This window comes from Pseudomonas sp. GW821-FHT10C09, assembly GCF_059415465.1.
Map to the genome: position 1 here is coordinate 75,521 of NZ_JBWKNG010000014.1, position 26,325 is coordinate 101,845.

General features: G+C 60.2%; 23 protein-coding genes. 9 read left to right on the forward strand and 14 right to left on the reverse strand.

The features are described 5' to 3' along the window. Positions 1–302 precede the first annotated feature (302 nt). Complete coding sequence (locus AC07N8_RS16195) at positions 303–779, forward strand: sn-glycerol-3-phosphate transporter (protein WP_483843804.1); 477 nt, start codon at positions 303–305, stop codon at positions 777–779. 14 nt (positions 780–793) lie between these two features. Here AC07N8_RS16195 and AC07N8_RS16200 read toward each other — a convergent pair whose 3' ends face one another. The 5 genes from AC07N8_RS16200 to trxA all read right to left on the reverse strand — a co-directional run bounded on the left by AC07N8_RS16200 (position 794) and on the right by trxA (position 7,284). Next, positions 794–1,762: a CDP-6-deoxy-delta-3,4-glucoseen reductase gene (locus AC07N8_RS16200; RefSeq protein WP_483843778.1), complete on the reverse strand. Its 969-nt coding sequence runs from the start codon at positions 1,760–1,762 to the stop codon at positions 794–796. Further along, entirely contained in the window at positions 1,762–3,228 is a 1,467-nt protein-coding gene (gene ubiD / locus AC07N8_RS16205; protein ID WP_007942423.1) for a 4-hydroxy-3-polyprenylbenzoate decarboxylase, read from the reverse strand. Before ubiD ends, AC07N8_RS16200 begins: the two co-directional genes overlap by 1 nt. A 69-nt stretch (positions 3,229–3,297) precedes the next feature. Then, positions 3,298–5,301: an acyltransferase family protein gene (locus tag AC07N8_RS16210; RefSeq protein WP_493144552.1), complete on the reverse strand. Its 2,004-nt coding sequence runs from the start codon at positions 5,299–5,301 to the stop codon at positions 3,298–3,300. Positions 5,302–5,447: 146 nt separating this feature from the next. Further along, the gene (gene rho / locus AC07N8_RS16215) at positions 5,448–6,707 is read right to left on the reverse strand and encodes a transcription termination factor Rho (RefSeq protein ID WP_007942421.1); all 1,260 of its coding nucleotides are present in this window, start codon (positions 6,705–6,707) and stop codon (positions 5,448–5,450) included. Positions 6,708–6,954: 247 nt separating this feature from the next. Then, positions 6,955–7,284, reverse strand: a complete 330-nt coding sequence (gene trxA / locus AC07N8_RS16220; protein WP_008150340.1) for a thioredoxin TrxA — start codon at positions 7,282–7,284, stop codon at positions 6,955–6,957. Positions 7,285–7,567: 283 nt separating this feature from the next. Here trxA and ppx point away from each other — a divergent pair, with 283 nt between their 5' ends. Next, entirely contained in the window at positions 7,568–9,070 is a 1,503-nt protein-coding gene (ppx, locus tag AC07N8_RS16225; protein ID WP_493144556.1) for an exopolyphosphatase, read from the forward strand. 72 nt (positions 9,071–9,142) lie between these two features. On the opposite strand, the gene ppk1 is transcribed toward ppx, so the two are convergent. Both ppk1 and hemB read right to left on the reverse strand, forming a co-directional pair. Next, positions 9,143–11,371: a polyphosphate kinase 1 gene (gene ppk1 / locus AC07N8_RS16230; RefSeq protein ID WP_483843775.1), complete on the reverse strand. Its 2,229-nt coding sequence runs from the start codon at positions 11,369–11,371 to the stop codon at positions 9,143–9,145. An 18-nt stretch (positions 11,372–11,389) separates the two neighbouring features. Beyond that, entirely contained in the window at positions 11,390–12,403 is a 1,014-nt protein-coding gene (gene hemB, locus AC07N8_RS16235) for a porphobilinogen synthase (RefSeq protein ID WP_027926437.1), read from the reverse strand. Between the two features lie 208 nt (positions 12,404–12,611). Here hemB and AC07N8_RS16240 point away from each other — a divergent pair, with 208 nt between their 5' ends. After that, the gene (locus AC07N8_RS16240; RefSeq protein ID WP_483843774.1) at positions 12,612–13,244 is read left to right on the forward strand and encodes a DedA family protein; all 633 of its coding nucleotides are present in this window, start codon (positions 12,612–12,614) and stop codon (positions 13,242–13,244) included. Here AC07N8_RS16240 and AC07N8_RS16245 read toward each other — a convergent pair. Further along, complete coding sequence (locus AC07N8_RS16245) at positions 13,225–14,460, reverse strand: sterol desaturase family protein (protein WP_493144559.1); 1,236 nt, start codon at positions 14,458–14,460, stop codon at positions 13,225–13,227. The two genes, AC07N8_RS16240 and AC07N8_RS16245, sit on opposite strands and share 20 nt — an antisense overlap. Before the next feature lie 115 nt (positions 14,461–14,575). On the opposite strand from AC07N8_RS16245, the gene elbB reads away from it, so the two are divergent. Beyond that, positions 14,576–15,244, forward strand: a complete 669-nt coding sequence (elbB, locus tag AC07N8_RS16250) for an isoprenoid biosynthesis glyoxalase ElbB (RefSeq protein ID WP_483843772.1) — start codon at positions 14,576–14,578, stop codon at positions 15,242–15,244. A gap of 117 nt (positions 15,245–15,361) precedes the next feature. Here elbB and AC07N8_RS16255 read toward each other — a convergent pair whose 3' ends face one another. Both AC07N8_RS16255 and AC07N8_RS16260 read right to left on the reverse strand, forming a co-directional pair. Continuing rightward, a complete protein-coding gene (locus tag AC07N8_RS16255; protein WP_483843803.1) occupies positions 15,362–15,817 on the reverse strand; it encodes a YaiI/YqxD family protein in 456 nt (151 codons plus the stop codon). Positions 15,818–15,925: 108 nt separating this feature from the next. Further along, positions 15,926–17,824, reverse strand: coding sequence for an FTR1 family protein (locus AC07N8_RS16260; protein ID WP_493144561.1), 1,899 nt, complete (start codon positions 17,822–17,824; stop codon positions 15,926–15,928). A 168-nt stretch (positions 17,825–17,992) separates the two neighbouring features. On the opposite strand from AC07N8_RS16260, the gene AC07N8_RS16265 reads away from it, so the two are divergent. The 4 genes from AC07N8_RS16265 to AC07N8_RS16280 are packed head-to-tail and all read left to right on the forward strand — an operon-like array spanning position 17,993 to position 21,135. Continuing rightward, positions 17,993–19,390, forward strand: coding sequence for a COG3014 family protein (locus tag AC07N8_RS16265; RefSeq protein WP_483843770.1), 1,398 nt, complete (start codon positions 17,993–17,995; stop codon positions 19,388–19,390). Between the two features lie 12 nt (positions 19,391–19,402). After that, entirely contained in the window at positions 19,403–19,774 is a 372-nt protein-coding gene (locus tag AC07N8_RS16270) for a YcfL family putative periplasmic lipoprotein (RefSeq protein WP_483843769.1), read from the forward strand. 23 nt (positions 19,775–19,797) lie between these two features. Continuing rightward, positions 19,798–20,388, forward strand: a complete 591-nt coding sequence (lpoB, locus tag AC07N8_RS16275; protein WP_493144677.1) for a penicillin-binding protein activator LpoB — start codon at positions 19,798–19,800, stop codon at positions 20,386–20,388. Positions 20,389–20,391: 3 nt separating this feature from the next. Further along, entirely contained in the window at positions 20,392–21,135 is a 744-nt protein-coding gene (locus tag AC07N8_RS16280) for a penicillin-binding protein activator LpoB (RefSeq protein ID WP_493144565.1), read from the forward strand. A gap of 56 nt (positions 21,136–21,191) precedes the next feature. Here AC07N8_RS16280 and rhtB read toward each other — a convergent pair whose 3' ends face one another. The 3 genes from rhtB to AC07N8_RS16295 all read right to left on the reverse strand — a co-directional run bounded on the left by rhtB (position 21,192) and on the right by AC07N8_RS16295 (position 24,499). Further along, the gene (gene rhtB, locus AC07N8_RS16285) at positions 21,192–21,824 is read right to left on the reverse strand and encodes a homoserine/homoserine lactone efflux protein (protein ID WP_027926427.1); all 633 of its coding nucleotides are present in this window, start codon (positions 21,822–21,824) and stop codon (positions 21,192–21,194) included. A gap of 183 nt (positions 21,825–22,007) precedes the next feature. After that, positions 22,008–22,589 carry a mechanosensitive ion channel family protein gene (locus AC07N8_RS16290; RefSeq protein WP_027926426.1) on the reverse strand — a complete coding sequence of 194 codons (582 nt, stop codon included), beginning with the start codon at positions 22,587–22,589 and terminating at the stop codon, positions 22,008–22,010. Continuing rightward, positions 22,589–24,499, reverse strand: a complete 1,911-nt coding sequence (locus tag AC07N8_RS16295; protein WP_483843767.1) for an ATP-binding cassette domain-containing protein — start codon at positions 24,497–24,499, stop codon at positions 22,589–22,591. Before AC07N8_RS16295 ends, AC07N8_RS16290 begins: the two co-directional genes overlap by 1 nt. A gap of 50 nt (positions 24,500–24,549) precedes the next feature. Between AC07N8_RS16295 and AC07N8_RS16300 the strand changes: the two genes are divergently transcribed. After that, positions 24,550–25,014: a TIGR02444 family protein gene (locus tag AC07N8_RS16300; protein WP_493144568.1), complete on the forward strand. Its 465-nt coding sequence runs from the start codon at positions 24,550–24,552 to the stop codon at positions 25,012–25,014. On the opposite strand, the gene AC07N8_RS16305 is transcribed toward AC07N8_RS16300, so the two are convergent. After that, on the reverse strand, positions 25,011–26,195 hold the full coding sequence (locus tag AC07N8_RS16305) for an AlgP family protein (RefSeq protein WP_493144570.1): 1,185 nt from the start codon (positions 26,193–26,195) through the stop codon (positions 25,011–25,013). The two genes, AC07N8_RS16300 and AC07N8_RS16305, sit on opposite strands and share 4 nt — an antisense overlap. Between the last annotated feature and the right edge of the window lie 130 nt (positions 26,196–26,325).

A 26,325-nucleotide genomic window follows, 5' to 3' on the forward strand; every position in this document is an offset into this window, starting at 1 on the left:
TGTAAGCAACTTAATCGTTATAGAACATATAGCAGTAATGGTGAAACGAAAAGTGCTAAAGGACCTAGGTCCAACAAACAACAGAAGGGTTCAGGAACTGTTCATATACCCTAATGTAATCTTGGCAATATTCTAAATACCGGAATGAAATATACATAAGCCTTAGGCCCGATCAGGATCGAACCCGCATACAAGACTTTTCCTACGTCTTCTTCTGATTTTTCGCCTGCTCGCCCCATTGGGAGTCGCGTATAACAGCGACCCTCAGGCGCATGCCAACGGCTATCACAAGAGATTGAATGATGAAAACCCCCTGGATGTTCGGGCTACTGCCAATGCTCTTGGCACCGCTTGCACTGGCTGCCGAGACACCCGCCAAAGACACCGGCTCCTGGTATCTGCAAACCAGTGTCTACACCAAACACTATTCGCCCGACCCTGAGCACAATAATAATCAGGACCTGATTGGCCTTGAACGTGACGATGCGTCAGGCTGGTTGTTTGGCGGCGCCACTTTTCGCAACTCGTTCAGCCAGCGGTCTTATTACGCCTATGCGGGCAAACGTTATGAGAGCGCCAACTATCCGGTGTATATAAAACTTACCGGTGGTCTTCTGGAGGGCTACAGCGGCAAGTATCAGGACAAGATCCCGTTGAATCACTTCGGGGTTGCGCCGGTGATTATCCCCTCACTCGGCGCGCATTACGGACCGCTGGCGGCCGAGCTGGTACTGCTCGGCTTCAATGCCGCCATGGTGACGACTGGCGTGCGCTTCTGACACGCCACAATGGCCTAGGATCTTGGCGCGTAAGCGAAAACATCCGCACGCATCTGATGCGCATCCATTCCCGCTTCGACCAACGCATCCAATGTGCCGTAGACCATGGCCGGTGAGCCGCTGGCGTAGACATGCAGGGCTTTCAGGTCCGGGAAATCCTCACACACCGCCTCATGCAGCATCCCGCACCGCCCCTGCCAACCGCACTGATCACTGACGACCTTGTGCAGGAACAGATTTGGCAGCTTCAGCCATTCATCCCAATGCTCGATCTGGTAAAAGTCTTCAGGGCGACGCACGCCCCAATACAGGTGCACCGGGTGCTTGAAGCCGGTGGCGCGGCAGTGTTCGATCAGGCTGTGGATCTGGCCCATGCCCGTGCCAGCGGCGATCAGCACTAACGGGCCGTCCGGCAATTCCGCCAGATGGGTATCGCCGAAGGGCAGCTCGACTCGCACCATGGGATTTCGTTGCAGCTGCTCGATCAGGCTTAGCGCACTGCTTTCGCGCGCCAATACATGAATTTCCAGATCCCGCCCGCCATGAGGAGCCGACGCGAGGGAGAACGCGGATTTTTCGCCACTCTCACGTTCGATCATCAAATACTGGCCCGCGTGATAACGCGGTGGCTTGCCGGCCGGCGTGCGCAGGCGCACGCGCCAGGTATCGCCGCCGACGTCCCTGCATTCAATGACCTGACACGACACGCTGCGCACCGGCAGTTCTCCCAGCGCGAGCACGCCATCCCACAGCAAAATGCAGTCTTCCAGCGGCTCTGCTATGCAAGTGTAGAACTCGCCGTGGTCGTGCACATTGCCGGCTTGTTCGACCCGCCCTTCCACCAGCAACGCCGCGCACACGTGGCAATTGCCGTTGCGGCAGCTTTGCGGGCATTCATAGCCCAGGCGCCGCGCGCCATCGAGAATCCGCTCGCCGGGCAGAATATCCAGCACTGCTCCGGAGGGCTGCAAGGTTACACGCATCAATCTATTCCTAACTGATTCCAGATGGCATCGATCCGTTGGGTCACGGCGTCGTCCTTGACGATCACCCGGCCCCACTCGCGAGTGGTTTCGCCCGGCCATTTATGCGTGGCATCCAGGCCCATTTTCGAGCCCAGGCCCGAGACCGGCGAGGCGAAGTCGAGGTAGTCGATCGGCGTGTTGTCGATCATCACCGTGTCGCGCTTGGGGTCCATGCGCGTGGTGATGGCCCAGATCACGTCGTTCCAGTCCCGCGCGTTGATATCGTCGTCAGTGACGATAACGAACTTGGTGTACATGAACTGTCGCAAAAACGACCAGACACCGAGCATTACCCGCTTGGCGTGCCCAGGATACGACTTCTTCATGGTCACGATGGCCATGCGATACGAGCAGCCTTCGGGCGGCAGATAGAAATCGGTGATCTCCGGGAACTGCTTCTGCAGGATCGGCACGAACACTTCGTTCAGCGCCACGCCGAGAATCGCTGGCTCATCCGGTGGACGGCCGGTGTAGGTGCTGTGGTAGATCGGCTTGATCCGGTGGGTGATGCGCTCGACGGTGAACACCGGGAAGCTGTCGACTTCGTTGTAATAACCGGTGTGGTCGCCGTACGGGCCTTCATCAGCCATTTCACCCGGATGGATCACGCCTTCGAGGATGATCTCGGCAGTGGCCGGGACTTGCAGGTCGTTGCCGCGGCACTTCACCAGCTCGGTGCGATTGCCGCGCAGCAGACCGGCGAACGCGTATTCGGAGAGGCTGTCCGGCACCGGCGTCACGGCACCGAGGATGGTCGCCGGGTCAGCGCCCAACGCCACGGAGACCGGGAACGGCTGGCCGGGATGCTTTTCGCACCATTCGCGGTAATCCAGCGCGCCGCCACGGTGGCTCAACCAGCGCATGATGACCTTGTTGCGCCCAATCACTTGCTGACGGTAGATACCGAGGTTCTGGCGGTCCTTGTTCGGACCTTTGGTGACGGTCAGGCCCCAGGTAATCAGCGGGCCGACGTCGCCGGGCCAGCAGGTTTGCACGGGGAGCATCGCCAGATCGACGTCGTCGCCTTCGATAACCACTTCCTGGCACACCGCGTCTTTGACGACTTTCGGCGCCATGGCGATGATCTTGCGGAAGATCGGCAACTTCGACCAGGCGTCTTTCAAGCCCTTCGGTGGCTCGGGTTCCTTGAGGAAGGCCAGCAACTTGCCGATTTCGCGCAACTCGCTGACCGCCTCGGCGCCCATGCCCATGGCGACCCGCTCGGGGGTGCCGAACAGGTTGCCGAGCACCGGAATGTCGTAGCCGGTAGGGTTTTCGAACAGCAGCGCCGGGCCTTTGGCCCGCAGTGTGCGATCACAGACTTCGGTCATCTCCAGCACTGGAGAGACGGGGATCTGGATGCGTTTCAACTCTCCGCGCTGCTCAAGCTGCTGCACGAAATCCCGAAGGTCCTTGAATTTCATTGACGATGGCACCCCTAAAATAGGCGTACATCCTACCTGCTCTGCCGTCCGCTGGCAGCTTATCGCTGATTACCTGACCGCATTTTGGTTGCCATTGCCGAGTGTTGACCGGGCTTGCAGGTGCCTGAACAACGGCTCAAGTGCCGGCGCGATGAACCGTGCCCCGACCTCGGACAAGTGATTGTCGTCGGTGTACAGCGAATGACCGTCGAGTTCGGCGCGGCAAAGACCTTCGTCATCGCACAGCAGCGGCGCGGGGTCGACCACGGTTACGCCGGGATTGGCGGCCGCTATTTGCGCGAACAACTGGCTGATGAAGGCCTGACGCTTGAAGTGCTCCGCCACCGGCAATCCAACATCATCGGTTGGCCGATGCAACATCGCCAAGCGGCTGAGGCGGTAAGGCGGGCTGAACTGTTGCAGCGGCGCCTCTTTGACCAGCCAGACGCGATGCCCGTCATTGCGCAGCTGCCGGACAGTCGCCGTTAACCCTTCGGCCAGGCGTTGTTCGGCGATCGCCCGGTCATAACGGCCCTGGGAGTCGCGCAGCACATACCCGAGGTCTCCTTTCACATCGCCATAGAGGTACAGGCTCCAGCGTGCGACCAGCACCACATCGCCCACCGATTGCGGCTTCATGGCCTGCTCGACCCGGCGGTTGAAGCGGGCACACTGCGAATGGTGCTCCAGCCCTGCGACCGGAATGCAGCCCGGGGAACTGGCGAGTATCACGCTGACGCCGTGTTTTTGCGCGCCATCGTCGAAAACCGGAATCAGCGCCGTGGCATGACTGTCGCCCCAGACCAGCGCCTTTGATGCGGTAGGTGTGGGCGTCCCGTAATGACAAAAGAGCTTGTCGTCAGGGGTTTTGTCATTGGCCAGGCAACGCATCAGTTCCGCACGCCACTCTTTCCCTTTGGCGTACTGCAAGGCCTGCTCAGGCAGGCGCGCGGGCAAACCATCGGTCCAGCGCAACGTCTGGCCGGCCAGCCCCAGCACCAGCACACCACAGGCCGCCGCGAGCAGAATCTGCCGACGCTCCGCCAACAATCGCCGCTCGCGCAATGGCGTCTCGACGAATCGCCACGACAGATAACCCAGCACCAGGCTGAGCAGAATCAACCCCGAAATATCAAACGGGCCTGGCTCATCGACGCTGGCATAGCTGGCAAAGACGAACACCGGCCAGTGCCACAAGTACCAGGAATAGGAAATCAGCCCGAGCCCGACCAACAAACGGCTGGCGAGCAAGCCACCGACCAGTGTTTGCCGATGGCCGTTGGCCCAGATCAGCGCCACCACGCCCAGCGTCGGCAGCAATGCGGCGGCGCCGGGGAATGGCGTGCTTTTGTCATAGCAGAACACGGCCAGCAGAATCAAAGCAGAGCCGGCCAGGCTCACCACTTGCGCCCCCGTAGAGGTCAGGCGCCAGCCAGTTCTTGGCGCAACCGCCAGCATGGCGCCGGCCAACAGCTCCCAGGCGCGCATCGGCAACAGGAAAAAGGCTTTCTCGGGATGATGCGCCACGGCCCAGACGCTGAGCCCGAATGACACCAACAACACGCCGAACAACGCCAGTCGCCAATGCTTGAGGCGACTCGACAGCACCGTCAGCAACAGCGGGAAGACAATATAGAACTGCTCTTCAACCGCCAGCGACCACGTGTGCAACAACGGTTTGAGATCGGAAGCAGCATCAAAATAGCCGTCCTGACGCATAAACAGGATGTTGGAAACGAACATCACCTGGTAACGCACCGAGCGGCCCAGTTCTTCGTAATCCTTGGGCGCCATCAGAAACCAGCCCACCGCCAGCACCGCGAGAATCATCACGAACAGCGCCGGCAGGATCCGCCGCGCACGACGCGCCCAGAAATCCACAAAGCTGAAGCGCCCGGCCTGGCGCTGATTCCAGATGATCGAGGTGATCAGGTAGCCGGAAATCACGAAGAAGATATCAACACCGACGAAGCCGCCGGTGAAGCCAGGAACACCAAAATGGAACAACACCACCGCAATCACCGCGATTGCGCGTAAGCCGTCGATATCCCTTCGATAAGCAAGAGTGCTCATAAACAAAAAATGCCGTTCAGATTTGAGTTTTGGGTCCGTCGACCCTTTCGATTCTGTACAGACCAATCCCAGCCGCAAACCTCCCTTTTTTCTGCAAAAAAAATGGCGCCCCGAAGGACGCCATTTTCAGCGGCTGAAAAACCGTCTTACTTACGCTTCATCGACAAGAAGAACTCGTCGTTGGTCTTGGTCGTTTTCAGCTTGTCGACCAGGAACTCGATGGCAGCGATTTCGTCCATCGGGTGCAGCAGCTTGCGCAGGATCCACATGCGTTGCAACTCGTCGTCGGCGGTCAGCAACTCTTCGCGGCGGGTGCCGGAACGGTTGATGTTGATGGCCGGGAAGACGCGTTTTTCAGCGATACGGCGATCCAGAGGCAGTTCCATGTTGCCGGTGCCTTTGAATTCTTCGTAGATCACTTCGTCCATCTTCGAGCCGGTTTCAACCAGCGCGGTGGCGATGATGGTCAGCGAACCGCCTTCCTCGATGTTCCGCGCGGCGCCGAAGAAACGTTTCGGTTTCTCCAGGGCGTGGGCATCGACACCACCGGTGAGCACTTTGCCGGAGCTCGGGATCACGGTGTTGTAGGCGCGAGCCAGACGGGTGATGGAGTCGAGCAGGATCACCACGTCTTTCTTGTGTTCGACCAGGCGCTTGGCCTTCTCGATCACCATTTCGGCAACCTGCACGTGGCGGGTTGGCGGCTCATCGAACGTCGAGGCAACCACTTCGCCGCGCACGGTGCGCTGCATTTCGGTCACTTCTTCCGGACGTTCGTCGATCAGCAGCACGATCAGATGAACTTCAGGGTTGTTACGGGCGATGTTCGCTGCAATGTTCTGCAGCATGATGGTTTTACCGGCTTTCGGCGGTGCAACGATCAGACCGCGCTGGCCTTTGCCGATCGGGGCGCACAGGTCGATGACACGACCGGTCAAGTCTTCGGTGGAACCGTTGCCGGCTTCCATCTTCATGCGCACAGTCGGGAACAGCGGGGTCAGGTTCTCGAAGAGAATCTTGTTTTTCGCGTTCTCGGGACGATCGTAGTTGATCGTGTCGACCTTGAGCAGCGCGAAATAACGCTCGCCTTCCTTTGGAGGGCGGATCTTGCCAACGATGGTGTCACCGGTGCGCAAGTTGAAACGGCGGATCTGGCTCGGCGAGACGTAGATATCGTCCGGGCCGGCGAGATAGGAAGCGTCAGCGGAGCGCAGGAAGCCGAAGCCGTCCTGGAGAATCTCCAGCACGCCATCACCGGAGATTTCCTCGCCGCTTTTAGCGTGCTTTTTGAGCAGGGAGAAAATCACGTCCTGCTTGCGCGAACGGGCCATATTTTCTATGCCCATCTGTTCGGCCAATTCGAGCAGTTCGGTAATCGGCTTTTGCTTGAGTTCAGTCAGATTCATATAGGAATGACGTAATCATTTATGGAGGGGGGAAATTAAGCTTTTGGCTTAATGAGGCCGCGCCGCAGAGAAGGCGACAGGATCGCGTACTTATTCGAAAAGGAGTGCGTCGGCGACGGCTAGCAGGGGGCAATGGAGAAACCAGTGCGGGGCCGAATGTACCACCTGAGTTTCGGAGCGTCTAGCCCTGAATAACGAAAAGGCCCCGCAATGTGCGGGGCCTTTTTGATCACGCTTTGATCGACGCTTAGATGTTGGCGTCGAGGAAGGCAGCCAGTTGCGACTTGGACAGTGCGCCGACCTTGGTCGCTTCAACGTTGCCGTTCTTGAACAGCATCAGGGTCGGGATACCACGCACGCCATGCTTGGCCGGGGTTTCCTGGTTTTCGTCGATGTTCAGCTTGGCAACGGTCAGCTTGCCTTTGTAGGTTTCAGCAATCTCGTCCAGAACAGGAGCGATCATTTTGCATGGGCCGCACCATTCAGCCCAGTAGTCGACCAGTACAGCGCCTTCGGCCTTGAGGACGTCGACGTCGAAGCTAGCGTCGGTGACGTGTTTAATAAGATCGCTGCTCATGGAAGTCTCCAGGTTGTAAGCAAAAAAACGTGGCCCATCATAGCCGCCCTTCCTTCGTTCAGGAAGGTGCAGATGATTGAGTCTCGCTATGGTGGTCCATGAGTTTGGGTATAGCTCAAGACAGGGAGGGCCGGGACCGGAGGCAGCAGATTTCGGTACGCAATGCGACATTTGGCGCGGTCACTGGCATTACTGTGCTGGATCAACGCTTTGAACACTGCGCGTTGGCGCCAGCCTTTGATCGTGGCACGATGTCGAGGTTATCGACCGAGACCCCCTGACCATGCCGCAATCCCAAGCCAAGAATCTGTCCCTGATCGCCGCAATCGACCTGGGCTCCAACAGCTTTCACATGGTCGTGGCCAAGGCCCAGAACGGCGAAATCCGTATTCTCGAGCGTCTCGGGGAGAAGGTCCAGCTGGCCGCCGGCATCGACGAAGAGCGCCATCTCAACGAAGAATCCATGCAACGCGGGCTCGACTGCCTCAAGCGTTTTGCCCAACTGATCAACGGCATGCCCCCGGGCGCCGTGCGCATCGTCGGCACCAACGCCCTGCGCGAGGCCCGTAACCGCGCCGAATTCATCCGCCGCGCCGAAGACATCCTCGGGCACCCGGTGGAAGTCATCTCCGGCCGTGAAGAAGCGCGCCTGATCTACCTCGGCGTGTCCCACACCCTCGCCGACACTCCGGGCAAACGTCTGGTGGCCGACATCGGCGGTGGCAGTACCGAATTCATCATCGGCCAGCGCTTCGAGCCGCTGCTGCGCGAAAGCCTGCAAATGGGCTGCGTCAGCTACACCCAGCGCTATTTCAAGGACGGCAAGATCACCCCGGCCCGTTACGCCCAGGCGTACACCGCGGCGCGGCTGGAGATCATGAGCATCGAGCACGCCCTGCACCGCCTGACCTGGGATGAAGCCATCGGCTCCTCGGGCACCATCCGCGCCATCGGCCTGGCACTGAAGGCCGGCGGCCACGGCACGGGCGAGGTGAATGCCGAAGGCCTGGCCTGGCTCAAACGCAAACTGATCAAGCTCGGCGATGTCGATAAAATCGACTTCGACGGCATCAAGCCTGACCGCCGGGCGATTTTCCCGGCGGGTCTGGCGATCCTCGAGGCTATTTTCGACGCCCTCGAACTCCAGCGCATGGACCACTGCGAAGGTGCCCTGCGTGAAGGCGTGCTCTACGACCTGTTGGGTCGCCATCATCACGAAGACGTCCGTGAGCGCACGCTCAGTTCGTTGATGGAGCGGTATCACGTCGATCAGGAACAAGCGGTGCGGGTCGAGCGCAAGGCGTTGCACGCCTTCGATCAAGTGGCCAAGGATTGGGACCTGGATGACGGTGTCTGGCGCGAACTGCTCGGCTGGGCCGCCAAGGTCCACGAAGTGGGCCTGGACATCGCTCACTATCAGTACCACAAGCATGGCGCCTACCTGATCGAACACTCGGACCTGGCCGGGTTCTCCCGCGAGGACCAGCAAATGCTGGCGCTGTTGGTGCGTGGTCACCGACGCAACATTCCCAAGGACAAATTCGCCGAGTTCGGCGATGACGGCATCAAGCTGATTCGCCTGTGCGTGCTGCTGCGTTTTGCGATCCTGTTCCATCACATCCGCGGCACTCAGCAAATGCCTCAGGTGGAACTGCACGCCAATGGCAACAGCCTGGAGGTGGTGTTCCCGGACCAATGGCTGGACGACAACCAACTGACCCAGGCCGACTTCGCCATCGAAGCGGAATGGCTCACCCGTGTCGACATTGTCCTGAACGCCCGCTGAAACTGAAAAAGGCCTTCTTCGGAAGGCCTTTTTTATGCTCGCGATTCAGCAAGCGACACAATCCCCTGTGGGTTAACGAACGGTCAGGATCGGGCTGCCCAAACGCTCCAGCAACGTCGCCTGCGCACTGCGCGGGTTCTGGTTGCCGGTCGGTGTGTTGCGGATGTAACGACCGTCCGACTGCAGGCTCCAGCTGTGGGTGTTGTCGGTGAGGTACAGCTCCAGCTCCTTCTTGACCCGCACAATCAGCTTGCGACCTTCCACCGGGAAGCAAGTCTCGACGCGCTTGTCGAGGTTGCGCTCCATCCAGTCGGCACTGGAGAGGAACATCTGTTCGTCGCCGCCATTGAGGAAGTAGAAGACCCGGGTGTGCTCCAGGAAGCGGCCGATGATCGAGCGCACGTGGATGTTGTGCGAAACCCCGGCGATGCCCGGACGCAGGCAGCACATGCCGCGTACGACGAGGTCGATACGCACGCCCGACTGGCTGGCCTTGTACAGCGCGCGGATGATCTTCGGATCGGTCAGCGAGTTGAACTTGGCGATGATGTGCGCCGGTTTGCCGTCGAGAGCGAACTGAGTCTCCCGGGCAATCATGTCGAGCATGCCCTTCTTCAGCGTGAACGGCGCATGCAGCAGCTTCTTCATGCGCAGGGTTTTACCCATGCCGATCAACTGGCTGAACAGTTTGCCGACGTCCTCGCACAAAGCGTCGTCGGAGGTCAGCAGGCTGTAGTCGGTGTAGAGGCGCGCGTTGCCGGCGTGATAGTTGCCCGTGCCCAAGTGCGCGTAACGAACGATTTCGCCCGCCTCGCGACGCAGGATCAGCATCATCTTGGCGTGGGTCTTGAAACCGACCACGCCGTAAATCACCACCGCACCGGCCGCTTGCAGACGGCTGGCCAGTTGCAGGTTGGACTCTTCGTCGAAGCGTGCGCGCAATTCGATGACCGCCGTGACCTCTTTGCCGTTACGCGCGGCATCCACCAGCGCATCGACGATTTCCGAGTTGGCACCCGAACGGTACAGGGTCTGGCGGACGGCCAGAACGTGCGGGTCCTTGGCGGCCTGACGCAGCAGGTCGACCACCGGGGTAAACGACTCGAACGGGTGCAGCAGCAGGATGTCCTGCTTGCTGATCACGCTGAAGATGTTTTCGCTGTTTTGCAGCAGCTTCGGGATCTGCGGCGTGAACGGCAGGTATTGCAGCTCGCGCTGGCTGTCCAGGCCGGTGATGCTGAACAGACGCGTCAGGTTCACCGGACCGTTGACTTGATACAGCTCGGACTCGCTCAGGTTGAATTGCTTGAGCAGGTAGTCCGACAGGTGTTTCGGGCAGGTATCCGCCACTTCCAGACGCACCGCGTCACCGTAGCGACGGGAGAACAACTCGCCGCGCAATGCGCGGGCCAGGTCTTCCACATCTTCGGAGTCCAGCGCCAGGTCGGCGTTTCGGGTCAGGCGGAACTGGTAGCAGCCCTTGACCTTCATGCCCTGGAACAGGTCATCGGCGTGAGCGTGGATCATCGACGACAGGAACACATAGTTGTCGCCGGCGCCGCCGACCTCTTCCGGCACCTTGATCACGCGCGGCAGCAGACGCGGCGCCGGGATGATCGCCAGACCGGAATCGCGACCGAAGGCGTCGATGCCTTCGAGTTCGACGATGAAGTTCAGGCTCTTGTTCACCAGCAACGGGAACGGGTGCGTCGGGTCGAGGCCGATCGGGGTGATGATCGGCGCGATCTCGTCGCGGAAATAACGGCGCACCCAGGTCTTGAGCTTGGTGGTCCAGTAACGACGGCGGATGAAGCGGACCTGATGTTTTTCCAGTTCCGGCAACAGGATGTCGTTGAGGATCGCGTATTGGCGGTCAACGTGACCGTGCACCAGTTCGCTGATGCGGGCCAGGGCCTGATGCGGCTGCAGACCGTCGGCGCCGGCTTGTTCACGGGCGAAGGTGATCTGCTTCTTCAGGCCGGCCACACGAATTTCGAAGAACTCGTCCAGGTTGCTGGAGAAGATCAGCAGAAATTTCAGCCGTTCCAGCAAAGGGTAGGACTCATCCAGCGCCTGTTCCAGCACGCGAATGTTGAATTGCAGTTGCGAGAGCTCGCGGTGGATGTACAGGCTGCTGTCATCCAGACCGGGAATGGCAATCGCCGGCGCCGCGGCTGCGGCAGCGGTTTCGGCCACCACCGCGGGCGGAGCAGGCTCCAGCTCCGGTGGGGTTTCGGCGATTTGCTCGACCAGGGGTTGAGCCTCTTTTACGGCAACTTCAGTGAGTCCTTCGGTATTCATGGAATGTTCCTGGGAGGGCTATTTTTGCTCTCGTAACAGTTGAGCGGCGCGGACGGCAAAGTAAGTCAGGATGCCATCGGCGCCTGCACGTTTAAAAGCGGTCAGGGATTCGAGAATCACCCCTTCGCTCAACCAGCCATTCTGGATCGCCGCCATGTGCATGGCGTATTCGCCGCTGACTTGATAAACAAACGTCGGCACTTTGAATTCTTCTTTGACCCGGTAAAGGATGTCCAGGTACGGCATGCCTGGCTTGACCATGACCATGTCCGCGCCTTCTGACAAGTCCGCCGCCACTTCGTGCAGGGCTTCGTTGCTGTTGGCCGGGTCCATCTGATAGCTGGCCTTGTTGGCCTTGCCCAGGTTCAGCGCCGAACCCACCGCATCGCGGAACGGGCCATAGTAGGCGCTGGCGTATTTTGCCGAATAGGCCATGATCCGCACGTTGACGTGATCAGCCAGCTCGAGGGCTTCGCGGATCGCCTGGATGCGGCCGTCCATCATGTCCGAGGGAGCCACCACTTGGGCGCCGGCTTCGGCGTGGGACAGGGCCTGGCGGACCAGTGCATCGACGGTAATGTCGTTCTGCACGTAGCCTTCTTCGTCGATGATGCCGTCCTGACCGTGGGTGGTAAACGGGTCAAGGGCAACGTCGGTGATCACTCCAAGTTCCGGAAACTGCGCACGCAGGGCGCGAGTGGCGCGCTGGGCGATACCGTTCGGGTTCCAGGCCTCGGCGGCGTCCAGTGTCTTGAGCTCCGGCGGCGTGACCGGGAACAGCGCCAGCGCCGGAATCCCCAGTTCGACCCATTTGGCCGCTTCTTCCAGCAACAGGTCGATGGTCAGGCGTTCGACACCCGGCATCGAGGCCACCGCTTCGCGACGGTTTTCACCGTCCAGGACGAACACCGGCAGGATCAGGTCATCGACGGTCAGAACGTTTTCACGGACCAGTCGACGCGAAAAATCATCACGACGGTTACGGCGCAGGCGGGTTGCGGGGAACAGACGGTTGGCGGGGGTAAAGCTCACGGCAGACTCCTGAGCCCGCGCTTACGGGCGAGCGTGACAGTTATAAGCGGCCATTATGACGAACGTATTACAGTTATGTGCACCCCTGTGACAGGTAGCCGCATTCCATTGTCGTTGTAGGAAATGTTCACGTCGAGACACATTTGGACACTTTCATGAATGTGCACGAAGGGTTAGGCTGCGCGTTCATTTCGCCAGCACCCAGACAATGCTCCAACAATTTCTGCATGACTTCGGCTACTTTGCCCTGTTTCTCGGCACGTTCTTCGAAGGCGAAACCATTCTTGTGCTCGCCGGCTTCCTCGCGTTCCGCGGATACATGGACATCAACCTGGTGGTGGTCGTGGCGTTCTTCGGCAGTTATGCCGGTGACCAGCTGTGGTACTTCCTGGGGCGCAAGCACGGGCGCAAATTGCTGGCCCGCAAGCCGCGCTGGCAGATGATGGGCGATCGGGCGCTGGAACATATCCGCAAGCACCCGGACATCTGGGTGCTGAGCTTCCGCTTTGTCTACGGTTTGCGCACGGTGATGCCGGTGGCCATCGGCCTGTCAGGTTATCCGCCGGGACGTTATCTGCTGCTCAACGGCATTGGTGCGGCGATCTGGGCGGCAGCCCTGGCGGCGGCGGCTTACCACTTTGGCGCCGTGCTGGAAGGCATGCTCGGCAGCGTCAAGAAGTACGAGCTGTGGGTGCTCGGCGCGTTGCTGGTACTGGGCCTGGGCCTGTGGCTACGTCGGCGTTTCAAGAATGCCCGTCTGGCGAAGAAAATCTACGCCGACGAGCAAGCCCTGAAAGCCGCCAGGGCTCACGCCGAAGTGCCTAAGACGCCAAGCGAGTGAAGCGGTTTCTGCAACAGTAGAGACCGATAGCGCTAAGCAGACTGTAACTGAGCAGGCCGATCCAGCCCACTGTGCTGGCCGGCCACAGCCCGACCACTGGCGCCAGCCATACCAACGGCACGTTCGATGCCAATCGCAGCAGCTCCAGTTTCAACGCCCACGGGCGATTCTCCAGGGCCACGCCCAACGTAAACAACCCTAGCGCCACCGCACTCCAGCCGAGTACCAATGCGGCGGTTGGCAAGCTGCGCTCCAGATTCATCAAGTAGCTGCCCAACGCGATGTAGGCGCAGAACTGTAGCGCCACATACAGTTGCTGACGGCCGTCCAGCGGCACCTCGAATTTGCGGAACAGGTTCAAGTCGGGCTTGTTCATCGGGTACCTGGCCGCCACATCCGCCGGACGCCAACCGGTGCGCATGAACCAGATCCGCAGTTTGTCCCACGTGCGCTCGGCCCGCCGCGCGTCATCCCACAGTTGCACATAAAACTGCACGTTGGCCCACAGCGGATTCCAGCTCGCCAACGGCGTGGTCACACCGAAAATCACCGGCTCGTTGTCGTCTTCTTCCTGGAATGAGCCAAACAGACGGTCCCAAATAATGAACACCCCGCCGTAGTTGCGATCCATGTAGAGAGCGTTCTGCGCATGGTGGGCCCGATGATTGGACGGCGACACGAAGAACCATTCGAACCAGCCAAGCTTGGGAATGTGCCTGGTATGGACCCAGAACTGATACAGCAGATTCAGCGCCGCGACGCTGACGAACACCAGCAGTGGCACGCCGAGCACCGCCATCGGCAGGTAGAAAATCCAGCCCAGCAGGAAGCCGGTACTGGTCTGGCGCAACGCCGTGGAGAGGTTGTACTCCTCGCTCTGGTGATGCACCGAGTGCGCGGCCCAGAGGATATTGCGTTCGTGGCCCATGCGGTGCAGCCAGTAGTAGCAGAAGTCGTAGAGGACAAAGGCCAACACCCAGACCCAGACGCTCTCGGTCGACAGCTCGTACAGCGCCACATGCTCAAGGGCAAACCCATAGGTGAGCAGCCCGATACCCTTGGTCAACAGGCCCGTGGTGGTCGACAGCACACCGGTGCTCATGCTGTTGATCGCATCGGCCACGCGATAATGACTGACCCCGCGCCAACGATCGGCCAGCAGTTCGACAGCGATCAGCACAATGAAAAACGGCACCGCATACAGAATGAAGTCCATGACGCGCCCTGATCGGAATCTTGAGGACAGATGCTAGGTGTAGCCGCCCATTTACCCTATGGCAACGAGCGACAAATTAGTGGACATTTAACGCCATGAATCTGGAGAACAACCCATGAGCAAAAAAATTGCAGTGATCCTTTCCGGCTGTGGCGTGTACGACGGCGCCGAGATCCACGAAAGCGTGATTACCCTGCTGAGACTGGACCAGCGTGGCGCTCAGGTGCAGTGCTTTGCGCCGAACATTGCGCAATTGCATGTAATCAATCACCTGACCGGAGAGGAAATGCCCGAGTCGCGCAACGTACTGGTGGAATCGGCGCGGATCGCCCGGGGCAATATCAAGGACATTCGCGACGCCGACGTCGACGATTTTGATGCGTTGATCGTTCCCGGCGGATTTGGCTCGGCCAAGAACCTGTCGAACTTTGCGATTGAAGGTGCGGGTTGCACGGTACAACCGGATGTCCTGGCGCTAACCGAAGCATTCGCTGAAGCGGGCAAACCGGTCGGTTTGATGTGCATCTCGCCCGCGCTGGCGGCGAAGATCTATGGCCCGGGGGTTAACTGCACCATCGGCAACGACGCCGAGACCGCGGCAGCCATGAACAAAATGGGTGCGACGCATACTGATTGCGCGGTGACCGAAATCGTCGAGGACCGGGCGCGCAAACTGGTGAGTACACCGGCGTATATGCTGGCGCAGAGCATCAGCGAAGCCGCGTCCGGCATCAACAAAATGGTCGACCGCGTCCTCGAGCTGACCCACGAAGACGACGCCTGACCCGATCTAACTGTGGGAGCGAGCCTGCTCGCGAAGACGGACTGCCAATCAACATTATCGTTGGATGTGCTGACCCCTTCGCGAGCAGGCTCGCTCCCACAGGGTTCACTGTCTGGTTCATTGTTTACGGGTCAGCCGGGTGAGTATCCGGTCCAGCGCATTGGCAAACGCCTGCTTCTCGCGATCACCAAACGGTGCCGGCCCGCCGCCCATCTGCCCCTGTTCACGCAGATCGGTGAACAGGTTGCGTACCGCCAGCCGATCCCCCATGTTCTGCGCATCGAACTCCTTGCCTCGCGGGTCCAGCGCGGCCACGCCCTTCTTCACCAGGCGATCCGCCAACGGCACGTCGCTGCAAATCACCAGCTCACCCGGCACCGCGTGTTCCACCAGGTAGTCATCGGCGGCGTCCGGGCCACTCGGCACCACGATCAACTTCACCAGCGCCAGCCCCGGCTTGATCTGCGGCTGCCCCGCCACCAGCACCACTTCGTACTGGCGCTTGAGGGCGAATTTCACCACCAGATCCTTGGCCGCCCGCGGGCAGGCGTCAGCGTCGATCCAGACTCGCATCATGTTTTCCTCTTCCAAAAAAAATCGCGAGCAAGCTCGCTCCCACAAGGTTAACCCTAAACCTGTGGGAGCGTGGCTTGCCCGCGATCATGAGCGCAGCGAATGCCGTTAAGAGGCAGTCACCCGCTGCTTCTCCGCCATCCGACTGCGGCTATACAGCACAACGATCGCAATGATCGCCAGCGCCTGAGCACTCAACGAATACGCATCCGCATGAATGCCCAGCCAGTCAAAATCAAAGAACGGCACCGGCCGGGTGCCGAAAATGCCCGCTTCCTGCAACGCCTTCACGCCATGCCCGGCGAACACCACCGACAACGCGCACAGCAGGCCAGCGTTGATGCTGAAGAACAACGACAGCGGCAATTTCGCCGACCCGCGCAAGATCACCCACGCCAGACCCACCAACAGCACCAGCGCCGTCGCGCCGCCGGCCAACACCGCGTTGTGCCCGGCAGGCCCGGCCTGCAGCCACAGGGTTTCGTAGAACAGAATCACTTCGAACAACTCGCGATACACCGAGAAGAACGCCAGGATCGCAAAGCCGAAACGCCCGCCGCCGCCCACCAGGCTGCTCTTGATGTAATCCTGCCACGCCGCCGCATGGCGACGGTCGTGCATCCATACGCCGAGCCAGAGCACCATGACTGCGGCAAACAGCGCCGTCGCGCCTTCCAGCAATTCGCGCTGCGAGCCGCTGACATCGATCACGTACGCCGCCAGCGCCCAGGTCCCCAGGCCGGCCAACAATGCCAGGCCCCAGCCGACGTTGACGCTGCGCACAGCCGATTGCTGGCCGGTGTTGCGCAGGAAGGCGAGGATCGCCGCCAGCACCAGAATCGCCTCCAGGCCTTCACGCAGCAAAATCAGCAAACCGGAGATGTAGCTCAAGGTCCAGCTCAGGCCATCGCTGCCCAGCAGGTCGGCGGATTCCTTCAGCTTGGCCTTGGCCGTGTCCAGACGCTGCTGGGCCTGAGCCACCGGCAAACCGTCCTGCAACGACTGACGGTAAGCCATCAACGACTTTTCAGTGTCTTTGCGCACGTTGGCGTCGACGTTGTCGAGGGAGCTTTCGACCAGCTCGAAACCTTCCAGATACGCCGCCACAGACAGGTCATAGGCTTGATCGTGATCGCCGGCACGGTAGGCGGCGATGCTCTTGTCCAGCGTCGCCGCGGTGTAATCGAGCAACTGCGCCGGGCCGCGCTTGACCTGCGGCGGTTGCGCCCGCTGCGCACGGAACGTCGCAGCGGCTTGTGGGCCCTCAGCGGCCTGCACTTCGGCCGGGGTCTGACGCCCGAGGTCGGCGATGTTGTAGGTCTTGTCGGATTTTGCAGCCGCCGGATCGGCGCTGAAGCTGGCGATGTAGGTCGCCAGGTCCCAGCGCTGACGATCATCCAGCTGATCGGCGAAGGCCGGCATGTCGGTGCCTTCAACCCCCAGGCCCAGCGTGCTGTAGAGCGCGTAGAGGCTCAGGTGATCCAGGCGTGTCGCATCACGCAGATTGGACGGTGGCGGCGTTAGCCCCACGCCCGCCGGGCCATCACCGGCCCCAGCATCACCGTGGCATACCGAACAGTGTTGGGCATACAGCGGCGCACCGCGGGTCGGGTCCGGCGTAATGATCGGTGCCTGGCTGACTTCATAAGTCACGGCCAGTTTCGCACCCAGCTGCCGGGCCTGACGAGAGACGTCCGCGCCGTCCTGACGGGCAGCGATGGCACTGCGCAGCGAACCGACGCCCTGCTCCAGACCCGCCTTCTCCTGCTTGGCCGGCATCGCCGCGATCAGGCCCTGCAACGTCTTGATGGATTCCAGCTGCCCGCGGTACTCGGACTCATCAATCACCTTGCCCGCTTGCACGGTTTGCGGGTAGTCCGCGCTGATGAAGTCGAGCAAATGCAGCGCTTGCGGTGCGCCTTCCAAGGTGTCGGCCAGCAGATTGAAACTGCACAAGGCAAACAGCGGAAACACCAGCCAGGCCAGTAAACGGGACGGGGCAGTCATGAATGAATCTCAATTGGTAATACGAAGTAACACATTGTTCCCTCCCAATCACTTTCACTCAAGCTTTGTCTGCAAGAAGAGATCAGAGGAAGGGGAACAAAGTGCCATCATTCTCCTCTATAGTTTGCCGCCTCTTGGCGGCTTATCTTCAAGGAAGACACACAGCACATGGCCACCCGCCTGCGCTTCATATTTGTACTCGGTGCCTGCTTGCTACTGAGTGGTTGCCCTACCATGCGGGACTACAACGCGGAGCTGAGCGAGACCCTCGACTATTTCAAAGCCGGCCAGGTCGACTCCGCCGTTGCTGTACTGGACCGAAACAATCCCATTGCCCCGGGCGACCTGCTCTATAACTTTGAGAAGGGCGAACTGCTGCGGCTCACTGGCGATATGACCGGTAGTTACGCCAGTTGGGATTACGCCGACCGGCTGATTGAGGGGTGGGAAAACTCGCCACTGTTCGGCACCTTCAAAGCCTTCACCGAGTTCAACAGTTACGGCGCCAATGACAAAGTGCGTTTGTACGATGGCTACGACTTCGAGAAGGTCGCCCTGACCACGCAAATGGCCCTGACAAGCCTGTCCAGTGCCGACGTCGAACTCGCTCGGGTGATGATCAAGAAAACCCACGAGCGCGAGGCAACCATTGCCGAAAAGCGCGACTTGCAATATCTGGCACTGGAGAACCAGGCCCAGGAACAAGGCGCGGCCCTGAAATACCAGAACCTTCAGGGCTACCCGGTGGCGACCCTTGATGCGCCCGAAGTGATTGCCCTGAAAAACAGCTACCAAAGTGCGTTCAGTCATTACCTGGCAGGTTTCGTCTATGAAACGCTGAACGAAAAAGACCTCGCCGCGCCGGGGTATCGCAAGGCCATTGAGTTGCGCCCCAACACACCGCTGCTGGAGCAGGCGCTGCGCAATCTCGACAAATCGCCGCTCAAGGCCGGCGAAAGCGATGTCTTGCTGATCGTGCAAACCGGCCTGGCACCTGCACGCAACTCGGTGCGCGTGCCGATTTCGGTGGATGTCGAGGGCGAAACCTACATCACCAACATGTCGTTCCCGATCCTTGTCTCCGATACCTCTACGCCACCGGTGGACTTCGTCATCGTGGACGGCAAAAAACACAAGCTGACCTTTCTCAACAGCTATGGCGACATGTCGCGGCGCACCTTGCGTGACGACATGCCGGGCATCATCCAGCGCACGCTCCACCGCGCCCGGTCCAATGTCGAGTACCTGGCCTATCTGAAAAAACACAAACCCGAGAAAATTGAGGAGACGCTCCTGCAGCAAACTCAACGCGAGGATGCGGACACACGAGGCTGGCGCACGCTACCGGACAGGACGCTGGTCGCTCGCCTGCGACTCAAGAAAGGCGAGCATCAACTGACCCTGCCCAATGCCCCGGAACAAGCTCCGGTCAGGTTCAGGATCGACCAGCCCCATCAAGCCTTCAGCCTGCGCGCAGTGACTAACCGGATTTTCGCCGCCGATGTTGCTCTGGAGCTCAACCCCCCTTACGCACCGCAGGCTGTCACCAGCCGCGCTCAACCCTGAACGGAGATCTTCATGGGATTGAAATGCATCGCCATTGTCGCGCTGGCCCTGTTGGCCGGTTGCGCCACCCCACCGCCACCGGAACCGGGCAGTGCTGCCAGCAAAGTCCTGGCCACGGGACCGATCGAGGACCTGGCTATCGGCCCGATGCGCATGGCCCGGGAAAACGGTTTCCTGACCGTCAGCACGCAGCTGAGCAACGCCGACACCCGTAACAAAACGCTCTACTACCGCTATCTGTGGCTCGGACCGGAAGGTTTTCCAGTGGCCGAAGCCGAGTCCTGGAAAAGCCTGACCCTGTATGCCGAGCAGACGAGTTTCCTGCCGGCGATCGCTCCCGTGCCACAAGCCGTGGATTTCCGTCTGGAGATCAATACACCGTGAACCGTCCACACGAGAACCTGCCCATGTTTGTACGCTTGTCGTTCCTTGCCTTGAGCGTCCTGCTGATCGGCGGCTGCGCGGCCAATAAGTCGCCGGTGCTGGGCAGCGGCAACATCAGTTACGGCGACCCGAAAGCCGTGGAACTGGTGACCAACGAATTCGGCTCCACCGACCTGCAGATGATCGCTGAAAGCATGACCCGCTCGCTCGCCCAGTCCGGGGTCCTGAAAGGTCGGCCGGTGGTTCAGGTGTACGACGTGCGGAACAAGACCAGCGAGTACATCGACACGCGCGACATCACCACGTCGATCAAGACCCAACTGATGCGCTCCGGCACCGCACGCTTTGCCAGTGATAACACCGACATGCAGAGCCAGGTCGATCAACTCAAGCTGCAAAACCAGAGCGGCCTGTACAAGAAAAGTACGGTGGACAAAACCGGCAACATGATCGCCGCCCGTTATCGCCTGGAAGGCTCGATCAGCTCGATCATCAAGCGCAGCAACGATTACAAGGACGTCTTCTACAAATTCAGCCTGCAATTGATCGATGTCGAAAGCGGGCTGGCCGAGTGGATGGACGAGAAAGAAATCCGCAAGACCACGGAGCGCTAAGCAATGCGTGCATGGATTGGCATCATGGCCCTGACTTGCGCCCTGGGCGTTCAGGCCGCCCCGAAAATCGCTGTCACCGACATCGCCTACGAGGCCAGCGTGGATCAATACGTCCACGTGATTTCGTCCCGTGACGATCATCAGCAGGACTATTACGGCGCCAGCGGCTCGTCCAGTTATGACGAGTACACGACGCAGAACAGTTATCTGGAACAGACCGAAATCCGTCGGTTCAGCGGTGATATCAAAGGTCAGATGCTCAAGACCGGCATGTTCCAGCTGATTCAGGGGACGCCCTACACCGCCAACGCAAAACGCGATGTGTATGACGTGATCAAACGCATCAAGGCCGGTGATTTCGAAGGTGCTGACTACGTGCTGTTTGGCACGCTGTCAGACATCGACTTCACCCAGGACATGAACGAACTGGCCAACACCGACAGCTATTCGGCGGTGCTGGCGCTGACCCTGGTGGCAGACTTCAGCCTGATCAACACCAAGACCTACGAGATCACCTCGGCCTTCACCGCGATGGGTGAGGCTCAAGACACCAAACTGGTGAATGATCGGGACATCCACGTCTCGCTGAACCGACCCCGGGTGGTGCGCGAAGTGTCCAGGTCTCTGGGTGAGGATGTGGCGCGGCAATTGAGCGAGCAGCTCGGGGATGGCAGTTATCAGCCGTCGGGGCAACCCGAGCCGCGCAACGACCTGCCAGCGGATACCGCGCCGGTCATTCTGCGCTGACGCCTGAAATGAAAAAGGCGACCGTTAAAGGTCGCCTTTTTTGTGCCTGACAGCGTTTACACCGCGGCTTTACGCAGCGTCGCCATAAATGCCGCTGCGCCAATAAACAGCCCGGCAAACGTGCGGTTCATGCGTTTTTGCTGCTGGGGTGTGCGCAATAGGCGCAGCACCTTGGACGCCAGCCCGGTGTAACCGGCCATGACGATCAGGTCGACGCAGATCATGGTCACGCCGATGATCAGGTACTGGGCCAGCAACGGTGCATGCGGATCAATGAACTGCGGCAACACCGCGAGCATGAACACCAGCGCCTTGGGGTTGCTGATGTTGACCAGGAAACCACGGAACACCAACGCCATCGGCTTGCCGATCTGACGCACAGCCGCGTCATCGCTCATGTCGCTGGGCAACGCGCGCCATTGCTTGATGGCGAGGTACACCAGGTACGCCACGCCGAACCATTTGATCGCATAGAAGGCGGACGCTGAAGCGGTGAGGATCGCGCCCACGCCAGCGCCGACAATCGCGATCTGCACCGCCAGGCCCAATTGCAGGCCCAGGGCATTCCAGTAACCGCGCCAGAAACCGTATTGCAGACCGCTGGACATCGACGCAATGGCGCCGGCACCAGGCGACAGACTGATCACCCAGCAGGCGGCAAAAAACGCCAGCCATGTTTGAAGCTCCATTGCACACCTCGACTCAGACTCGTGACAGACGTCTAAGCTAATGCGGCTTTGGGCGGATGACTATCGATTTTTTGCCGGATGTTGCGGCTGCCGACCAGCCTTTGCAGCCCATTTTGTGAACGACCAAAAAATAGTGTGGGAGCGAGCCTGCTCGCGAAGGCGGCATGTCAGGCAACAGAAGCCTTACTTTTCAAACCCGCTCGAAGGGAATACATCACTCCCCCGCCAGCGCCGAACCGAGCGCTGGAAGAACAGGCTGTTAGGCACCTGCACCATCGCACTGCCAGTCCCGAGTTCTTCCGCTTCGATCAACGTGGTGTACAGCAGATTGATCGCCACCACCCGGCCTTTGACGCCAGGCTTATCGGTGGTGTCCACCAACTCGACCACGTCGCCGAGGCGAAACGGGCCGACGGTGAAAATCAGGATCGCGCACAGCAGGTTGGAAAGCACACTCCACATGGCGAAGAACGCCACCGCCGCCACCGCGACGAAACCGGACAACGCGGTCCAGAGTACGGTGGCTGACACGCCAAGGCGTTCCAGCACGAAAATCAGCGCGCTGCCCATGATCAGCCAGCGCAGCCCGCCCCGCAGCGGCATCAGCAACTGCGGCGGAAACGGATAGCGCTCGCCCAGCCGGGTCAGGCCCTTCGCCACAAAGCGTTGGGTGAAGTAGCCGGCCAGCAGAATCAGCAGAATCTGCACGACCAGCCAGAGGGGCTCGATCCACACCGCCGGCAACGGCAGCTTGAACGCCTCCATCAAGACAGTGCCTCCAGCTCCGCCTGCATGCTTTCCAGCAGTTCCAGCGCTTCCATCCAGGATTCTTCCAGCTCTGCTTCACGCACCTTCAGCTTGGCCTGTTCAGCCAGCAGATCGCGCAGATCATTCTTGCGCGCCGGTTCGTAGATATCGCTGTCGCCAAGGCTGGCATCAATCTTCGCCAGCTTCTCGTGCAGCTTGCCCAGCTCGGCTTCCAGCTTGTCAGCCTCACGCTTGTGCGGCGCCAGTTGCTGACGCAACGCAGCAGCGGCCTGGCGCTGGGCCTTCTTGTCGGTTTTGTCCGGATTGACCGGCGTGGTGTTGACCGGCGCATTGCGCTGGCGATAGTCGACCAGCCAACGGGCGTAGTCTTCCAGGTCGCCGTCGAATTCCTCGACCTTGCCGTCCGCCACCAGATAGAAATTATCGGTCGTGCTTTTAAGCAAATGACGATCGTGGGAAACCACCAGAACCGCACCACTGAACTCCTGTAGCGCCATGGTCAATGCCAGGCGCATTTCCAGGTCCAGGTGGTTGGTCGGTTCGTCGAGCAGCAGCAGGTTCGGCCGATCCCAGGCGATCAACGCCAGGGCCAGACGGGCCTTTTCGCCGCCGGAGAAGTTCAGCACCGGCTCATCGATGCGCGCACCACGGAAGTCGAAACCACCGAGGAAGTCGCGCAGGGTCTGCTCACGCTCGGTCGGGGCCAGACGCTGCAAGTGCAGCAACGGGCTGGCCTTGGCGTCGAGAGAGTCCAACTGATGCTGGGCGAAGTAACCCACGACGGTGTTTTCGCCACGGGTCAGGCGACCGGACAACGGTTCGAGCTCACCGGCGAGGTTCTTGATCAGGGTCGATTTACCAGCGCCGTTCGGGCCGAGCAAACCGATGCGCGCGCCAGGGGTCAGTTGCAGCTTGACCTTTTCCAGCACGGCTTTGTCGCCATAACCCAAACGGGCATCGGACAGGTCGATCAGCGGACTGGAGATTTTCTGCGATTCACGGAAGACGAAATCGAACGGCGAATCGACGTGGGCGGCGGACAGTTCTTCCATCCGCTCCAGCGCCTTGATCCGGCTCTGGGCCTGACGGGCCTTGGTGGCCTGGGCCTTGAAGCGGGCGATGTAGCTTTCCATGTGCGCACGTTGCGCCTGCTGCTTCTCGTAAGCCTGTTGTTGCTGGGCCAGACGTTCGGCGCGGGCGCGTTCGAAAGCGCTATAGCCACCGCGGTACAGCGTGATCTTGCGTTGATCGACGTGAGCCACGTGATCGACCACGGCATCGAGGAAATCCCGGTCGTGGGAAATCAGCAACAACGTGCCGGGGTAACTTTTCAGCCACTCTTCGAGCCAGATGATGGCGTCGAGGTCCAAGTGGTTGGTGGGTTCGTCGAGTAGCAACAAGTCCGAAGGGCACATCAAAGCCTGCGCCAGATTCAGACGCATCCGCCAGCCACCAGAGAAATCTCCTACCGGACGATCCATCTGTTCGTTGGTGAACCCAAGGCCGGCCAACAGCTTTCTGGCACGGGCGTCGGCGGTGTAACCGTCGGCGCTGTCGAGTTCCGAGTGCAGGCGGGCCTGAGCGGCACCGTCATGGGCCGCTTCGGCTGCGGCGAGGTCGCGTTGCACCTCACGCAGGCGCAGGTCGCCATCGAGCACGTAGTCGACCGCCAGGCGTTCGAGCGTCTCGATTTCCTGGCGCATATGGGCGATGCGCCAGTCGGCCGGCAGGAAGCAGTCACCCGAGTCCGGGTGCAGTTCGCCCCGAATCAAGGCGAACAGGCTCGATTTGCCGGCGCCGTTGGCACCGATGAGGCCGGCTTTGTGGCCGGCGTGCAGGGTCAGCTCAGCGTCTTCTAGCAGACGTTGAGGGCCACGCTGTAAAGTCAGGTTCTGAAGTCGAATCATAATGGCGGCGGAGTCTACCAGCTTCGCTCGCAACTGGCGCGAGTAGCACTATGTCCTCTGACCTGTGGAGCTTTTCCCTGACGACTTACGCCCGTCCCGGCGTTGAACGCGCGTGCCTGCAGTTGCAGTCGGATGGCGTCAATGTGTGTTTGCTGCTCTGCGCAGCATGGCTGGGACAGCGTGGCGTCGCCTGCAATGAACAGCGAATCAAGCTACTGCGCACAGTGGCGGAGCCCTGGGATGGGGATGTCGTGCAACCGTTGCGCGCATTGCGCATGCGTTGGAAAGTCGTCGCGACTGAGGATGCCGAGCTGAAAAAGCTGCGTGAACGCGTGAAGGCACTGGAGCTAGAAGCCGAGCGGCATCTGTTGTTGCGGCTGGAGCGAACGGCGCAGAGCTGGCCGCAGGGTGAGGCGACCGATCTGACGGCCTGGTTGGAAGGTGTGGCGGCAGGCGCCGCCAACCTGGACCGCGACGCGCTGCATCAGCTGCGCGTCGCGGTAACCGGCACTTAGGAAGCGCTGGTTGGGGTGGTGCTGGCGCTCGACGGGGCGGCTGGCGTTGGCGCAGGCGTGGCTGTCGAGGTGGTAGCTGCGGGTGCAGCCGATGCTGCTGGCGCTGGAGTCACTGGCTTGGCAGCGGGCGCTGGGGTCGGCTTGGCAACGGCAGGTTTTGCAGCAGCTGGTTTGGCTGCTGGTTTTGCAGCGGCAGGTTTAGCTGCTGGTTTTGCAGCCGGTTTAGCAGCGGCAGGTTTAGCTGCTGGTTTAGCGGCGGCTGGCTTGGCAGCAGCAGGTTTCGCGGCAGCCGTTCTGGCAGCCGGTTTCGCGGCTGGTTTGGCTGCAGCTTTTACAGCAGGTTTAGCAGCGGGTTTAGCGGCGGCTTTTACAGCCGGTTTAGCAGCCGGTTTGGCAGCAGCTTTTACAGCCGGTTTCGCGGCAGGCTTGGCAGCAGCGGTACGCGCAGCAGCTGGCTTGGCAGCAGGTTTTGCAGCAGCCGTTTTGGCGGCAGGTTTGGCAGCCGGTTTAGCGGCTGTGGTTTTTGCTGCAGCAGGTTTGGCAGCAGGCGATTTTGCAGCTGGCTTGGCAGCAGCGGTTCGCGCAGCAGCTGGCTTGGCGGCAGGTTTCGCAGCGGCAGTTTTAGCGGCCGGTTTGGCAGCGCTGGCAGCGGCTGGTTTTTTTGCAGCGGCAGGTTTTGCAGCAGCTTTAATCGGAGCCTTGGCAGCAGGCTTGGCCGGTGCTTTTGCAGCAGCCGGTTTGGCGGCGGTTTTCTTGGCAGGTGTAGCAGCAGGTTTGGCCGCACGCAGGGACAACGCCTTGCCGACAGCCTCTTGAACACGACCGACGCCCTGGGCCAGTTTCAGGCTTTCTTGAGCATCGCGCTTGAGTTGCAGAATGTAGGCACGGGTGTCGGACTGACGATCCTTGAGGGCATCGAGCACGTCTTCGAGTTGCTGCACGCCGTCCTTCGCCTTGGCTTGTGCCTTGGCTTTGCCGGCCGACGCAGCGTCCTGCAATTTGGTACGGGACTTGTGCAATTTTTCCTGCGCTTTTCCGCGCTGCTTTTCCAGTTTGGCGAGCAGTTTTTCTGCATCAGCCAAGGCTTGGGAACAAGCATTTTCCAGATGCTCGAGCAGGCTGCCCGAGAGTTGTTGGAGTAAGTGCAACGGGGTATTTACAGGCTTCTTGGTGGCCGACATGGTTTACCTCCTGGCTGACGTGGGTGCGGCTCATACTAGACCTCTGCTGCTACCGCCGCTAGGGCATGTTGACAGTATCGAAAGCGTTGCGTTGCAACGGATCGAAAAACTTCTGCGCTTGCGCAAAACC

Bases quoted from the DNA above. Each gene is read 5' to 3' on its own strand.
- AC07N8_RS16195 (WP_483843804.1), top strand. From the start codon at position 303: ATGAAAACCCCCTGGATGTTCGGGCTACTGCCAATGCTCTTGGCACCG.
- AC07N8_RS16200 (WP_483843778.1), bottom strand. From the start codon at position 1,762: ATGCGTGTAACCTTGCAGCCCTCCGGAGCAGTGCTGGATATTCTGCCC.
- ubiD (WP_007942423.1), bottom strand. From the start codon at position 3,228: ATGAAATTCAAGGACCTTCGGGATTTCGTGCAGCAGCTTGAGCAGCGC.
- AC07N8_RS16210 (WP_493144552.1), bottom strand. From the start codon at position 5,301: ATGAGCACTCTTGCTTATCGAAGGGATATCGACGGCTTACGCGCAATC.
- rho (WP_007942421.1), bottom strand. From the start codon at position 6,707: ATGAATCTGACTGAACTCAAGCAAAAGCCGATTACCGAACTGCTCGAA.
- trxA (WP_008150340.1), bottom strand. From the start codon at position 7,284: ATGAGCAGCGATCTTATTAAACACGTCACCGACGCTAGCTTCGACGTC.
- ppx (WP_493144556.1), top strand. From the start codon at position 7,568: ATGCCGCAATCCCAAGCCAAGAATCTGTCCCTGATCGCCGCAATCGAC.
- ppk1 (WP_483843775.1), bottom strand. From the start codon at position 11,371: ATGAATACCGAAGGACTCACTGAAGTTGCCGTAAAAGAGGCTCAACCC.
- AC07N8_RS16240 (WP_483843774.1), top strand. From the start codon at position 12,612: ATGCTCCAACAATTTCTGCATGACTTCGGCTACTTTGCCCTGTTTCTC.
- AC07N8_RS16245 (WP_493144559.1), bottom strand. From the start codon at position 14,460: ATGGACTTCATTCTGTATGCGGTGCCGTTTTTCATTGTGCTGATCGCT.
- elbB (WP_483843772.1), top strand. From the start codon at position 14,576: ATGAGCAAAAAAATTGCAGTGATCCTTTCCGGCTGTGGCGTGTACGAC.
- AC07N8_RS16255 (WP_483843803.1), bottom strand. From the start codon at position 15,817: ATGCGAGTCTGGATCGACGCTGACGCCTGCCCGCGGGCGGCCAAGGAT.
- AC07N8_RS16260 (WP_493144561.1), bottom strand. From the start codon at position 17,824: ATGACTGCCCCGTCCCGTTTACTGGCCTGGCTGGTGTTTCCGCTGTTT.
- AC07N8_RS16265 (WP_483843770.1), top strand. From the start codon at position 17,993: ATGGCCACCCGCCTGCGCTTCATATTTGTACTCGGTGCCTGCTTGCTA.
- AC07N8_RS16270 (WP_483843769.1), top strand. From the start codon at position 19,403: ATGGGATTGAAATGCATCGCCATTGTCGCGCTGGCCCTGTTGGCCGGT.
- lpoB (WP_493144677.1), top strand. From the start codon at position 19,798: ATGTTTGTACGCTTGTCGTTCCTTGCCTTGAGCGTCCTGCTGATCGGC.
- AC07N8_RS16280 (WP_493144565.1), top strand. From the start codon at position 20,392: ATGCGTGCATGGATTGGCATCATGGCCCTGACTTGCGCCCTGGGCGTT.
- rhtB (WP_027926427.1), bottom strand. From the start codon at position 21,824: ATGGAGCTTCAAACATGGCTGGCGTTTTTTGCCGCCTGCTGGGTGATC.
- AC07N8_RS16290 (WP_027926426.1), bottom strand. From the start codon at position 22,589: ATGGAGGCGTTCAAGCTGCCGTTGCCGGCGGTGTGGATCGAGCCCCTC.
- AC07N8_RS16295 (WP_483843767.1), bottom strand. From the start codon at position 24,499: ATGATTCGACTTCAGAACCTGACTTTACAGCGTGGCCCTCAACGTCTG.
- AC07N8_RS16300 (WP_493144568.1), top strand. From the start codon at position 24,550: ATGTCCTCTGACCTGTGGAGCTTTTCCCTGACGACTTACGCCCGTCCC.
- AC07N8_RS16305 (WP_493144570.1), bottom strand. From the start codon at position 26,195: ATGTCGGCCACCAAGAAGCCTGTAAATACCCCGTTGCACTTACTCCAA.